This window comes from Edaphobacter aggregans DSM 19364 (assembly GCF_000745965.1).
GTDB lineage: Bacteria > Acidobacteriota > Terriglobia > Terriglobales > Acidobacteriaceae > Edaphobacter > Edaphobacter aggregans.
The window spans coordinates 1-12,928 of sequence record NZ_JQKI01000139.1; the positions used below are offsets into that span (position 1 = coordinate 1).

A 12,928-nucleotide genomic window follows, 5' to 3' on the forward strand; every position below is an offset into this window, starting at 1 on the left:
CTCCGTTGCAGCGCCGCGAAGATCGTCTTCGCCTCCAGCCCAGGGTTCGTCCGAACCTGCTCTACGATCTCGGGCCAAACTTCGGCAAACCCGTCCTGCCGCGTCAGCCAGTGCCGGTCCGCCTTCATTTCGCTCGGCAGCCGCCGAGCCCGAAGATACTTCCGCGCTGTCTTCACGTCCATCCCGGCCTTCGACGCCGCTATCGCCTGCGTGTCCTCAGTGTTCGACAATTTGTACAGCCTCCTTATCTGCTGGTCTGTCACCATGCGAAAGGCGCTCTCCAAGCGCTTCCCGCATCGTCTCAACTCACTTCCAACAGGGAGAAATAATTGTCGCCAGCAAGGAACTATAAGTGTCGCTGATCAACCTACGCCAAACGATTCAAACAGAAGCACTTAAGGGCACGCATCCACGCTTTCGCGGGAGGGGTTGCACCTTTCTGCACCTGCGAGGGGATCGCCATACGTCCCATAAGTCTTTTGGAATGTATGGCGGGGACGACGGGGCTCGAACCCGCGACCCTCTGCCGTGACAGTTGTAACTAACAGAAAACACGCGTCACGGATGGCTTCTTTTGGCGCTGTAAGGCACGATCAGGAACCGTTATCGAACCCATATCAAACCCACGACCTCTGCCCTTCAGAGTGCGTTTGGGACATTGTCGAATACGGAGGAGCAAACCGGCGCTCATCCCAGTACACTGCTGATGCCCGCCGCCAAAACGATAATCATTCGGCGGCTCCAGGAACCAGCCGAGGTGAATGGCTGTCGCCTGGCCAAAACATGAAGTCGGCCGCTAACTCGGCGGGCCATGGAGTTGCTGGTTTTTCCCGTTCTGTCTGAGGTGAACCCACTCGAGACCGATACCGACCATAGATTCGGGTTCTCGAGACAATGTCCAGGAGGTTCTTGAATAGAAGATCGGTATCCAACTCCGTAGAAGTCCGGGTGTGGAAGGGCGATACACCCAACGGAGGCGAGCTCAAGCAGTTTCAGCTTTTTCTATAATGCGGCGTTGCTAACCGGATTTCCACCTTCTCTGCTGGAAGGTTGACATGTTGTGTTGAATGGAAGCATGGAAGCCGCCCACTATCTAAAGACGACCTTGGCCATCATTCCCTTATCTTCGTGGTTCAAGAGATGGCAATGAAAGAGCGAAGTACCCCGGATGACCGGATCCGTGAAATCCATCACCAGATCTACCGACCCCTCCACAGGAACATTGACTGTGTCTAACCATTCCGTCTGCTGCAGCGGTGTTCCATTTGCCGCGTACACCAGAAAGTGAACCTGGTGAATGTGAAACGGATGCACTTCGTTTGTCCGGTTCATGACGCGCCAATGCTGATAAGAGCCAATATCAACGGTCAACATCGGGGGCGACTCCATGTCGAATTTCTTGCCATTGATATAAAAGCCGCTCTTGTCTTCAGTGAAGACGGCGGTGAATCGGGGTTCAGCATCCTCCGCTGAATGAATAGCTGCCGCGGGAATCGACTCATAGACTGGGGTGCCTGAATCCTGCACCATCGTTCGCAGGCCGCCGCGATCGCTGCGGGGCACAATATCAGCCAAAACCATGGCCGGATTCGGATCTCCGTCCGACCCAGTGTCGAAGCAGCGGGTATGGAATGTAGATCTATGATGCGCCGGCGGGCCAGTCACGATCGCCTCCATTCGCCCAGCAGGTGCGAGCAATACATGGCCTAGCGTGCGGCTTCGGGTGCCAGGGTCGTGGAACGCAAAAGGCATTCCATCCAGAGCGACCACTTCGAAGGAACCACCGTCGATCTCCAGATCCGCATAGAGATCGGGGCTCGCATTAACGATTCGCCAAAATTGACGCTCGCCTGGGGCGATCTCAATCTGCGGCCTCACTGCGCCGTTAATCGTGAGTACGCGCTCCGGCTGTTCGGAGCTGTGACCACACGCTGGCGTTAGCATGGCCACCTTGTTCATCAACATGGTTCGTTGCGCTCCATGCTCGTCGAGTTCCACATCGCGCAACACCATGATCCGCTCCTCCATACCCCGGAGTTCCGGAATGTAACGGTCAATGCCTTCCACCACGATGGCCCCGGACATTCCGTCCAGATCCTGGCGGTAACTCTCCATATGTTGATGGGTGTGGTACCAGTAGAGACCCGGAGGCTGATTGCGCGGCACTTCAACTGTGTATCGGAGCGTCTCGCCAGGAGCCGCAGACATGGTCAAGACATCGTCCTGCGGCTTTTCGGGCGACACATGTAGGCCATGGAAGTGAAGATTGGTCCCGTTGGTGCAGGGCATCATGACGCATTTCTCTTTGGAATCGCGAGACAGCCGGTTGATGTACTCGATGTGGATGTCCTCGCCTGGCCGCACCCGCACGACAGGCGGAATATCGTGACCGTCATAGCGGAATTGAGATTTGCCGGAGACCGGATCCGTGACGGCCTCGAGCGTGAATGGTCCGCTCACCTGCGGAGGTTCGGGCAGAGTGGCGGTCTGTGCCGAAAGCGATGGGGCTGAAGTCCCGGTGATGACCGCGACTGCCAGGGCTGCTCTTTTCATGCGGCTTAACATTTTTCCTCCGAAAGGCGCGGTGTTCCAATGACCGTCAGCTAGGGCGCCCAATATCCAGGAGTGATTTCGAACAGGAATCAAAAGCGAGCTTCAGGTTGATCGATCCAGTTCTTGAGGAGAATCGCAGTGGCAATGTCGCCTCAATGCCCAAAATTGTTCTCGAGAAACGGCCGCACTGTGCGAGGAATTCCAATATGAACCAAACTTCCTGGACCGTCTTACGATTTTCCGATGAGGATTCCCGTGATGAACACGAGTGCTCCTCCAAGTCCCACCTGCGTCGCCGCGGAGAAGACCGGTGTATCCATGAACCGGTGTCGCACCCAGGTGATGACCCCAAGTTCCATTAAGACGACTACAATTGCTGTCCATAATGCAAACTGAAAATCCTTGACCAGGAAGGGAAGGGTGTGGCCAATGCCTCCCAGCGTCGTCATGGCGCCACAAATCAGACCGCGTGCCCATGGATGCCCGCGTCCCGTAAGACTTCCGTCATCAGACAACGCCTCTGCAAATCCCATACTGATGCCTGCCCCCAGGGATGCAGCCATCCCGACAAGGAACGCGTCCCAGCTGTTCATTGTGGCCAACGCGGCCGCAAATACCGGGGCCAAGGTTGACACTGAGCCGTCCATCAACCCGGCCAAGCCGGGTTGCACGATCTGCAAGACAAACAGACGGCGGCGCGCCTTGTCCTCGTCTTCCTTCGCGTCTGGACGAAGGTTTTCTTCAGTCAGTTCCTCGGCTCGATCTTCGTGCAAGCGTTCCTGTTGTGCGAGATCATCTAAAAGCTGGCGTATGCTCGCGTCCTTCGCAAGCGATGCGGCCCGTTCATAGAACCGGCGAGTCTCGACTTCCATGGCGCTTGCCTGCTTTCGAACCACATCGAGGCCCAATGGACGCACGAGCCACACCGGCTTGCGTTGCACAAACCCTTTTACGTCCTGACGGCGAATCAGGAGGATGTGCTCACCAAATTTCTGGCGATAGAGTTCGATAAGACGACGGTGGTGTTCCGTTTCTTCCTTTCGCATGCTGTCGAACACCGAAGCCGACGCGGAATAATCATGGCGTAGTCCCTCGAAAAAGTCTGCATACACGCGCTCGTCTTCTTCTTCCAGTGAAATTGCCAGGGCGAGAATCTCGCGTTCAGACAAGTCTTTGAAGTTCTTCATGCGGTTTCACTCACTTTCTAAATTCCCCGAATCCTCGGGCACCTGAATGTCCGAGAGATATGTCCCGCTGGTCTCTCTCACTTCGGCAAAATCGATCGGGGGAGATAAGACACTGCCACCGGCAAGGGTTATGCCCACTTAAGACGCTTTCCGTGTTCATGCTGCCTTCTGTTCCAAGTCTCGTAGGGGACATGAGAGGAGTCCAATATCAAGTTCTTATCGCCGATTGCTCGCCCTTATAACCGACTGAGACGAATCTGGCGATTTCTGATCAGCCAATTGGTGTCTCCTTTTGCGCCAAGGTCTGAACGTACGTTGTTACGGCTGAAAGATCGAGTCCGCCCTTTTCAGCAAGGGCATCCTCAAAGACGTAATTCGTCGCCGAGGTCGCGGGCAATACAGCGCCGGATCGATTGGCGGCACTATGAACAAGGTTCATATCCTTGCTCATCAGATGAAGCGGAAACTGCGGAGAGTAGTCTCCTACCTTGATCTTCTGGAACTTTCCAAGAAACGCCGGAGCAATCACCGCCGTCTTGGGAAGAACGTCGAGGAGAAGGGCGCGATTCAACTGCAGATGCTCTCCCAACGACACGGCCTCAGCGATGGCCTCCATATTCACGCCAAGCAAGAGGTTGGCCACGAGTTTCATGCGAACGCCCGCGGTGGCCGGTCCCATCAGGTACCACTGCTTAGCGATCGACTCAAATATCGGAATACAGCGATTGAAGGTCTCTCGCTCGCCGCCTGCGAACAATGTGACCGTACCGGAGTCAACGGCGGGTGTCGATCCGGATACCGGAAGGTCGATCATCTCCGCGCCGCGCCTTCTGGCTTCCTGGTGGAGAAGAGCTGATAAGTCAGGAGAGATCGTGCTCATCTCAAGGATGGTTGTCTCAGGCTGTACGTTTGTAAAAACGCCATTCTGTCCCAGATAAATCGCCCGCGCAGCATCATCGTTTGCCAGAGAGGAGAGCAGCACGTCTGACCGAGGAACGAGGTCGGCGAGCGTGTCGTCGATAGCGAATCCATACTCCTTGAGAGGAAGCGTTGCAGCGCTACTGCGATTCCACCCTCGGACGTTCCAGCCTTCGGCGTTTAGCCGGCGAAGGAAACGGCTGCCCATCAACCCCAGTCCAATGAATCCGAGTTTTGTGTCGGGTTTGTTATATGCGTTGTTGATCATTTCTTGTCACATCTCCTATCGATTGGATTGCCATACGTTTCCTCAGTACTCAGCCTGTTCACCCTTCGCAGGAATCGAAGTCGGAACACCCGGCGTCCCTGCATAGGTGATCAGCAGAACGGTCGGTTCATCGCCTGACTCCCCGCGATGCACGACGTCCACTGACTCGCCAACTGCCTGTCCTTGATGCACCACCAGGGTCTTGCCGTCGTCCCGGTCTCGAAGCGTCAGCGTCCCTGAGAGCACATAGACGGAGTTCGGAAACGGATGGGTATGCCACGGTAGAGCCGTATGCGGTGCAAGGATCAGCTTGATTGTCGTGAGTTCTGGTTGACCAGTGGGGTAATGGGTGTACGCTGTACCATTCCAGGACTTTGCGGTTTCGAGCACGATCTCACGGTGACCGCTTTCAGCGTGATTCGATTGGTTCTGCGCGAGTGCAGGGATGAAAGAAATGCCCGCAATCACGGCAAGAACGCGCGCAGATCGCCCTTTTAACTTCATGAGTACTCCTCTCGACCTTTGGTTTTGTGCCGCGCGGTGAGTGTGCCTCACTTACCTGTGAAGGCCACACGCCAGACACTACGGGAACCGTCATCGCTTACGTAAAGTGCGCCATCTCCGCCCACCGCTACGCCAACTGGCCGTCCCCAAACCTGTCCGTCTTTCGTAACGAAGCCCGTCAGGAAGTCTTGATAGCTGCCGTCTGCCGCATGGCCGTCGTGCATCGGGATACGAATCACCTCATAGCCAGCGCGTTTAGCGCGATTCCACGAGCCATGCTCTGCGGCAAACGCGTCACCGTCATACCTGCTGGGAAAATTGCCGCTCGGTGGATAAAACAGCATTTCCAATGAAGCCATATGGGGCTGGACGAGAACATCCGGAACGATTACCCGTGAGCCAATGTCCTCGCGCTTGCAGTTTTCGGCGAGCGCAGGAGTCAAGGCAGGCGCTTGCGGATTGGGTCCGGTGCCGCCGGCGCATGGCTTGGGGAGCCTGGGGTCTTGATGGTTGCCGATGTAATACCAGGGCCAGCCATAGAAGCCGCCTTCTTTAATGGAGGTCAGGTAGTCGGGGACAAGATGGTTTCCGAGGTTGTCGCGTTCGTTCGTCGAGCACCATAGCTGGCCAGTTACGGGATTGATGGCTTCGCCGACGCAGTTTCGTATGCCGGAAGCATAGACCTTGATGAATTGTCCTTCTGGTGTGTATTCGAGCACATCAGCCCGGTGGAACTCCGCGGGATGGGTGTCAGGATCATCGACATTTGATCCGGAGCCTACTGAAACCAACATGCGTTTGCCGTCCTGAGTAAAAACGACGTCGCGGGTCCAATGACCGCCGCCCGTGAGCTGGGCATAGCCCGGGATGTCGGGAACGATAGTTTCGGGTGCGCCTGTCGCGTGCAGATCTCCCGTGTGATATGGAAGCCGTTGAATGGTCGTCGCATTTCCAACGTAGAGATACTCAGGATTCTTTGCGGGATAAAAGGCGATTCCAAAGGGATGATCTAGCCCGGTGGCAAACTTCTCGATATGAGTCGCTTTGCCGTCCGCGCCGACACCGCGAAGGATTAGAATGGTGCCGGCGCCTGAATCCGCAACGAAGATGTCCCCGTTGGGCGCTGTCCGTAGCAGGCGAGGCATCGTAAACGTCCCACCGCTCAGTTGCATGTGTTCCTTGTTATCAGCACGTTGCATGGGGGTGGCATCGCCCCCCGCGTAAAGTGTGACCCGAAATCCGGCAGGAGCAATCGGCCAGGCATCCTTCGGGCGTGGAACTAACTGTGGTGTGTTGTTGACAGCTTCCTGGGGATTCGGCTCAGGAAGGTCCGCGACCGTAATCCTGTGACCTGCGCCAGGCTGCTGCTGATTCCAGTCAGCAAAGGCGGCCTGACCGGTAGCGATCTGCTGCGCCTTTGCACAAGGAGTGAAAGCCAGGGCCACGATGAGCCCGGCTTCTAACAATTTCATGTGTGGAATTCTCATGGTTCCTCTCAACGAAGCTTTCTATTCAGTCGCGCAGGCTTACGTACGCTGGATTTGCGCCTGACAGCTTCTCATACGCTGCCTGGGGAAGTTCCAGCGCAGCAGAAGCGATGTCTTCCTCTAGATGCTTAACCGAGGCCGTTCCCGGGATCGGCAAGATCACCTTGGACCGTTTGAGGAGCCATGCCAATGCAACCTGCAACGAAGTGGCGCGGAGTTGATCGGCAACCTGCGCAACCGCATCGTGCGCCTCCCTTGCTTGACCGAGGGGCGCCCAGGGAAGAAAGGCGATGCCGTTTGCTTCGCAATAATCAACGATGAAATCGGATTCCCGGTCAGCGAAGCTGTAACGGTTCTGCACGGAGACAATCGGCACGATCTTGCACGCTCGCTCGACGTGCTCTCGGGTCACGTTTGAGAGCCCGACGTGGCGAATCTTGCCGTCATCGCGCAGTCTGGCCAGCGCTTCCACTGAAGCCTCAAACGAAATCACGTTGTCGGGCGCATGGAGTTGATAAACATCGATGCGGTTCAAACGCAGTCTTTTGAGGCTCCCTTCAAGCGCTTCGGTAAGATGTTTTGGACTGGCATTGTGCGTCCACTGATTTGGGCCGGGACGCTCCCAGCCGCCTTTCGTGGCGATTACAAGGTCAGCCGGATATGGATAAAGCGCCTCTGCGATCAGTTGTTCCGAATTGCCGGGTCCGTATGAATCAGCGGTATCAATGAGGGTTACACCGAGCTTGATCGCCCTGCGAAGGGTTGCGAGCGCAGCTTCTTTGTCCGCGGGTGGACCCCAGATTCCAGGTCCGGTGATGCGCATTGCGCCGTAGCCGATTCGATTGACGGTCAGGTCGCCGCCGATCGTAAATGTGCCGGCTGCCGCGGCTGACTGTATGAGTGTTTGATTCATTTCTGCTCCTTTTTACTCGAAGAGCTACTGGATGAGCCCTTCTCCTTGACAAGTTAGCGAGCGGCTGGCGTCGGCCGATCATGGGAATTCTGGAATTGGCGGATTCCCCATGATCGAACCGATCTCCCCCGATCAGTTCCCCGCGGCGGGCACAGCATTTTCGAACTGAAGCGTTAAATTCTTTAGGTCGACTGCTTGCAAAACCGACTTGTTGTCACCAGCAGTTGTCGTTTCGATAGCTTCCTGGTTGTTTCGATTACTCACGAGCTTGGCGGAGGTGGTCGCAATAGTTTTCTTGCCCTCCGTAAAAACCACAGTTACATCTGGTCCAGTGCCTTCCCAACTCAGCTTGTATTGACCTGGTGCGAGTTGTGTGCCTGCAACATTAACAAGGCTCACGTTTGCAGAATTCTTCGACGCGGCAAACGCCAGTGCGGGGACTGCGAACACCATTGCAGCAGCAAATAAGATCTTCGATTTCATTTTTCAATTCCTTTTGCGAGCTGGTTGCTCACACCCAGGTATGGCACCCCGAATGCCAAACGATCAGGCCCCTGATAAACGGCTATAATTCAGAGGCCTACGTTGGAGCGCATCCGAGCAAAGATTTCGAAAACCAGGAAATTTCCGAAACTTCGGGATCATCTCCGAATCGAAATAAGAAGGTACAGCTCCGAACGCCTGAACCCGTAAGATTTGTTCGCCCCAATTTCGCCGTGGAGTGGACCCGTGCCGAGCACTGCTGATCTTTTCGAAAATCGGGAGAAGCGGACGATCGGCGGGTACGCGATCGCGGTGTTCTCCGTCTTTCTAGCGCTGTTTATTTCTCATTGGCCTTCCTTGCATTTGGAATCCGCCCCTGTGTCACTTTTCCTTTGCGCGGTAATGTTGAGCGCATGGTTTGGTGGCATAGGCCCGGGATGCCTAGCTCTCGTGTTATCGAGTCTGGGCTTCTATTACTTCCTTCCGCCGATGGATACGTTGCTGGCAAAGCCTGGCCAGATGGCACGATTCGTGGTGTTTGTTCTTTCAGCGATGGTTGTTGGCGCCCTAAGCGTCGCACAGAGGCGAGCCACGGAGTCTCTTCGAAAGACCCGCGACGACCTGAAGGAAATGGTTCAAAAACTCAAGGAGGCAAACGAATCGCACGCTAGGAGTGAGGCGTACCTGGCCGGAGCCCAGACTCTCAGTCACACAGGTAGTTTTGGTTGGGACATCTCCACTGGTGAACAATTCTGGTCAGAAGAAACCTATCGAATCTTTGAGTATGACCAAACGGTTGAACCCACACTGCAATTGGCTTTCGACCGGGTTCATCCTGAAGACGTTCAACTCGTTCAGCAGGTCACAGCCGACACCTCTCAGGATGGAAGAGATGTCGATGTAGAACACCGATTATTAATGCCTGACGGCAGGGTCAAAACAATCCGCGTTCTTGGCCATACCTCACAAGAGCCGGATGGCAAGCCAATCTTCCTCGGAGCCATTACCGACATCTCCGTAGTGAAGAATGCATTCGAGGAAATTCGAATCCTGAGAGACCAGTTATATAAGGAGAACCTGGCGCTTCGCGAAGAAATCGACGTCACCCGCATGTTCGAGGAGATTGTAGGTTCGTCTCCAGCTCTGCAGGCGGTACTCGCAAAGGTGGCAAAGGTTGCCCCTACAGACTCGACTGTCTTGATAACGGGAGAAACGGGCACAGGAAAAGAATTGATTGCCCGTGCGATTCACAAACGCTCTCCGCGGTCCACCCAGGCGTTCATCAGCGTCAACTGTGCCGCCATCCCGCGCGACCTGGTTGCATCGGAGTTGTTCGGGCATGAAAAAGGGGCGTTCACGGGCGCGACTCAACGCCGCCTTGGCCGTTTTGAATCTGCTGATGGCGGAACGATTTTTCTGGACGAGGCGGGAGAACTGCCTCCGGAAACTCAGATCTCGCTATTGCGAGTCCTGCAGGAGCGTGAGTTTCAGCGCGTGGGTTCAAACGAGTCATTGCAGATCGACGTTCGAATTGTTGCTGCGACAAATCGCGACCTGGAGGCTGCCATCGCCGCAGGCGGGTTCCGCGAAGATCTTTTTTATCGACTTAACGTGTTCCCGATCGAAGTGCCTCCGCTCCGTCAACGAAGAGAGGACATTCCTCTGCTGGTGGAATACTTTGTCGATCGCTACGCGAGCAAAGCAGGGAAAAGAATAACGGGCATCGATAAACGAAGCATGGATTTGCTCCAATCGTACTCATGGCCGGGCAACATTCGAGAACTGCAAAACGTAATCGAGCGATCCGTCATCGCGTGCGATACCGAGAACCTGTCTGTGGATGAGAGTTGGGTTGGGCGAGGTGCACACCCGATTGCGACAAAGAGCCAAGCGCTTTCAGAGAAACTCGCAGCTCAGGAGAAGGAATTGATCGAGGCAGCGTTGGCTGAAAGCCACGGAAGGGTCTCGGGCCCTTCTGGAGCGGCGGCCAAACTCGGAATCCCGCAATCTACGCTGGATTCTAAAATCAGATCCTTAAAGATTGACAAGCATCGGTTCAGAAAGGGTCAGTCAGCCCTCTAGATCTAGCTGGAGTTTCTCGCCTTCTCGCCGTTCTGATTTGCCCACCACCATCCTTTCCTTAACCTCTCGAAAATTTCAAATCTCCTTCTTCTGCGCTCCCGAGAATTCGGAAATTTCCGAATTGTCGAGGGCGCCCGCCCTACCTAAGCCATGATTTTGCAGTCGCATACGATTGGCATCCGGGTTGCTTACTTACAGCGCAGAAGGCTGCATTCGATGACCTTGAGAATTCAGAAATCGACCGAAGGCGAGCGGGTGACTTTCAGACTGACGGGGCGGATCCAAGCGGAGCAGGTACCCGAGCTTCTCGCCCTTTTAAGGTCCGAATCGTCGGCACATCGAATCACCCTCGATTTGGAACAGGTAAGGCTCGTCGATCGGGATGCTGTGCTCTTCCTGGCGCTGAACGAGGCACTCGGATCTGAGTTGAAAAACTGCTCTGCCTACATCCGGAAGTGGATCGATCAGGAACAGAACGCGCGGTAAAAGGCCCTGCCGGTTCTGTGGAACCGGCGGATAAGGGGAATTCATATGTGGATTGTTCGACTGGCTTTGCGGCGGCCTTACACGTTTGTTGTGATGGCCATACTGATCTTCGCAATGGGCATCGTGTCCATCGACCGCACGCCGACCGACATCTTCCCGAATATCGACATCCCGGTCGTAAGCATCATCTGGAATTACAACGGCCTGGTCCCTGAACAGATGGCTGACCGCATCGTCAGCATCACCGAGCGGAACCTCACAACGGTTGTCGACAACGTCCAGCATGTCGAATCACAGTCCTTGTACGGCATTGCAGTGGTCAAGGTGTTCCTGCAGCCAAATGCCAGCATCGACCGCGCAATCGCGCAGATCACGGCAAGCTCTCAAACGCAGCTCCGACAGCTACCCGCGGGCACAACTCCGCCTCTCGTCATCGCGTACAGCGCATCAAGCGTTCCAGTCATGCAACTCGCTCTTTCGGGACAAGGACTATCAGAGCAGCAATTGAATGACTACGGATTGAATTTCATTCGCACGCAGCTCATCACGGTGCCGGGAACGGCAGTTCCCTACCCCTATGGCGGCAAGCAGCGACAGGTCCAAGTGGATCTCAACCCCGCCGCATTACAGTCGAAAGGCTTGTCCGCATCGGATGTGGTGAATGCCATTTCCGCTCACAATCTGATTCTGCCGACCGGAACATCAAAGATCGGCGGCAAAGAGGCCATTGGAGTGCCTCTCATATGGGTTGACATTCTACCCGAACGGGCGGATACTTGGGTCGCATGTCTACCCGAGAGAACAACGACGACCGCATCGCCCTGTTGCAGGGCACCCTGGACCTGCTGATTCTGAAGACCCTGCTCCTCGGACCGTGCCATGGACAGGGCGTGGCGCGTTCCATTCAGCGCCAATCGGAAGAGGTGCTCTTTGTCGACCACGGATCGCTCTATGTCGCACTGCAGAGGTTGGAAGACAAGAAATGGATTCACGCGAAATGGGGGGTGAGCGAAAACAACCGTAAAGCGCGGTTCTATTCACTGACCCCGAAGGGCCGTGAACAGCTGATGGAGAAGACCGGTGAATGGCGGCGGCTGACGCGCGCGATGGGTTTGATTCTCGATTCCGGCAACGGACCGCAAGGCGAAGAGGCATGAGCATATTCCGGCGCAAGCGAAGTGCGGAAGATTTTGCGGAGGAAATCAAAGCGCATCTTGAGCTCGAAGCCGACGACCTTCGGCACGAGGGACTGAGCGAGGATGAAGCCCGGAGGAAGGCGCGGTGTGAGTTTGGCAACATCCGCGCTGCACAGGAGCGCTTTTACCTGAAAGGCCGATGGGTAGGTCTGGAAAAGCTCCTGCGCGACCTTCGATTCGCCTTTCGGTCGCTATCGCAGAGTCCGGGGTTCACGGTCACGGCGATCCTGACGCTGGCGCTCGGCATCGGCGCCAACTCGGCGGTCTTTAGCGTGTTGAACGCCGTGCTGCTGCGGTCGCTGCCGGTGTCTGATCCGGATCGTGTGGTGTACTTGAGGACATCCAATCCACCGCGCGGCACCGGCACCATCGATTCCAACGAGACATTCTCCTATCCCGTCTACGATGCGTTGCGGCGCCAGTCGCAGGGACTTTCGCAGGTGATCGCTTACGTCCCCTTGTCGGGCAGCAAAGTATCGGTTCGTTTTGGCGCGCAACCGGAGGAAGCGGAAGGCGACATGGTGAGCGGCGCCTTTTTCTCTGGTCTGGGCGTAAAGTTGCTGCTAGGCCACGGATTCACTGAACAAGATGAGCGCGACCACGCACCGATTGCCGTTCTTAGTTACAACTATTGGACGCGGCGCTTTGCGCGCAATCCAGACGTATTGGGCCAAACCCTCTTCGTGAACGGCGTGGGCACGACGATCGTTGGAGTTGCGGCGGAAGGTTTCGAAGGTGCAGAGGCAGGCGGATCGACCGATTTCTGGATTCCACTGCAGAGCCGTCCGGAGCTGAATGCGTGGGGCAATCCTCCTGAAGACGGCAAGACGTACATCGCCAATCCGGCATGG

General features: G+C 55.7%; 12 protein-coding genes and 1 pseudogene. 5 read left to right on the forward strand and 8 right to left on the reverse strand.

The genetic code is table 11. The annotated features are described in order from the left end of the window. From Q363_RS26450 to Q363_RS26485, 8 genes and pseudogenes are all read right to left on the reverse strand, one after another. Nucleotides 1-230: pseudogene (locus Q363_RS26450) on the reverse strand (IS21 family transposase); the annotation flags it as partial. A gap of 859 nt (nt 231-1,089) precedes the next feature. Further along, complete coding sequence (locus Q363_RS26455; RefSeq protein ID WP_169747141.1) at nt 1,090-2,460, reverse strand: multicopper oxidase family protein; 1,371 nt, start codon at nt 2,458-2,460, stop codon at nt 1,090-1,092. A 323-nt stretch (nt 2,461-2,783) separates the two neighbouring features. Next, the gene (gene mbfA / locus Q363_RS26460) at nt 2,784-3,740 is read right to left on the reverse strand and encodes an iron exporter MbfA (RefSeq protein WP_035356759.1); all 957 of its coding nucleotides are present in this window, start codon (nt 3,738-3,740) and stop codon (nt 2,784-2,786) included. Between the two features lie 271 nt (nt 3,741-4,011). After that, nucleotides 4,012-4,926: an NAD(P)-dependent oxidoreductase gene (locus Q363_RS26465; protein ID WP_035356761.1), complete on the reverse strand. Its 915-nt coding sequence runs from the start codon at nt 4,924-4,926 to the stop codon at nt 4,012-4,014. 42 nt (nt 4,927-4,968) lie between these two features. Next, the gene (locus tag Q363_RS26470) at nt 4,969-5,430 is read right to left on the reverse strand and encodes a cupin domain-containing protein (RefSeq protein ID WP_035356763.1); all 462 of its coding nucleotides are present in this window, start codon (nt 5,428-5,430) and stop codon (nt 4,969-4,971) included. Nucleotides 5,431-5,477: 47 nt separating this feature from the next. Further along, a complete protein-coding gene (locus tag Q363_RS26475) occupies nt 5,478-6,902 on the reverse strand; it encodes a PQQ-dependent sugar dehydrogenase (protein ID WP_051979369.1) in 1,425 nt (474 codons plus the stop codon). Nucleotides 6,903-6,942: 40 nt separating this feature from the next. Then, nucleotides 6,943-7,830 (reverse strand): aldo/keto reductase, encoded by an 888-nt coding sequence (locus Q363_RS26480; RefSeq protein ID WP_035356767.1) that lies wholly within the window; start codon nt 7,828-7,830, stop codon nt 6,943-6,945. A gap of 132 nt (nt 7,831-7,962) precedes the next feature. Next, nucleotides 7,963-8,313 (reverse strand): hypothetical protein, encoded by a 351-nt coding sequence (locus tag Q363_RS26485; protein WP_035356769.1) that lies wholly within the window; start codon nt 8,311-8,313, stop codon nt 7,963-7,965. A 246-nt stretch (nt 8,314-8,559) separates the two neighbouring features. On the opposite strand from Q363_RS26485, the gene Q363_RS36890 reads away from it, so the two are divergent. From Q363_RS36890 to Q363_RS26510, 5 genes are all read left to right on the forward strand, one after another. After that, entirely contained in the window at nt 8,560-10,395 is a 1,836-nt protein-coding gene (locus tag Q363_RS36890; RefSeq protein ID WP_051979370.1) for a sigma 54-interacting transcriptional regulator, read from the forward strand. A 216-nt stretch (nt 10,396-10,611) separates the two neighbouring features. Continuing rightward, complete coding sequence (locus Q363_RS26495; RefSeq protein WP_157467614.1) at nt 10,612-10,881, forward strand: hypothetical protein; 270 nt, start codon at nt 10,612-10,614, stop codon at nt 10,879-10,881. 45 nt (nt 10,882-10,926) lie between these two features. Next, the gene (locus tag Q363_RS26500) at nt 10,927-11,730 is read left to right on the forward strand and encodes an efflux RND transporter permease subunit (protein WP_035356773.1); all 804 of its coding nucleotides are present in this window, start codon (nt 10,927-10,929) and stop codon (nt 11,728-11,730) included. After that, nucleotides 11,667-12,038, forward strand: a complete 372-nt coding sequence (locus tag Q363_RS26505; RefSeq protein WP_035356775.1) for a PadR family transcriptional regulator — start codon at nt 11,667-11,669, stop codon at nt 12,036-12,038. Before Q363_RS26500 ends, Q363_RS26505 begins: the two co-directional genes overlap by 64 nt. Beyond that, on the forward strand, nt 12,035-12,928 hold an 894-nt coding region (locus Q363_RS26510; protein WP_035356777.1), incomplete at its 3' end, for an ABC transporter permease. The genes Q363_RS26505 and Q363_RS26510, both read left to right, overlap by 4 nt.

Coding starts and splice junctions, on each gene's coding strand:
- Q363_RS26500 (WP_035356773.1), top strand. CDS start 10,927: ATGTGGATTGTTCGACTGGCTTTGCGGCGGCCTTACACGTTTGTTGTG.
- Q363_RS26485 (WP_035356769.1), bottom strand. CDS start 8,313: ATGAAATCGAAGATCTTATTTGCTGCTGCAATGGTGTTCGCAGTCCCC.
- Q363_RS26505 (WP_035356775.1), top strand. CDS start 11,667: ATGTCTACCCGAGAGAACAACGACGACCGCATCGCCCTGTTGCAGGGC.
- Q363_RS26470 (WP_035356763.1), bottom strand. CDS start 5,430: ATGAAGTTAAAAGGGCGATCTGCGCGCGTTCTTGCCGTGATTGCGGGC.
- Q363_RS26480 (WP_035356767.1), bottom strand. CDS start 7,830: ATGAATCAAACACTCATACAGTCAGCCGCGGCAGCCGGCACATTTACG.
- mbfA (WP_035356759.1), bottom strand. CDS start 3,740: ATGAAGAACTTCAAAGACTTGTCTGAACGCGAGATTCTCGCCCTGGCA.
- Q363_RS26495 (WP_157467614.1), top strand. CDS start 10,612: ATGACCTTGAGAATTCAGAAATCGACCGAAGGCGAGCGGGTGACTTTC.
- Q363_RS26475 (WP_051979369.1), bottom strand. CDS start 6,902: ATGAAATTGTTAGAAGCCGGGCTCATCGTGGCCCTGGCTTTCACTCCT.
- Q363_RS26465 (WP_035356761.1), bottom strand. CDS start 4,926: ATGATCAACAACGCATATAACAAACCCGACACAAAACTCGGATTCATT.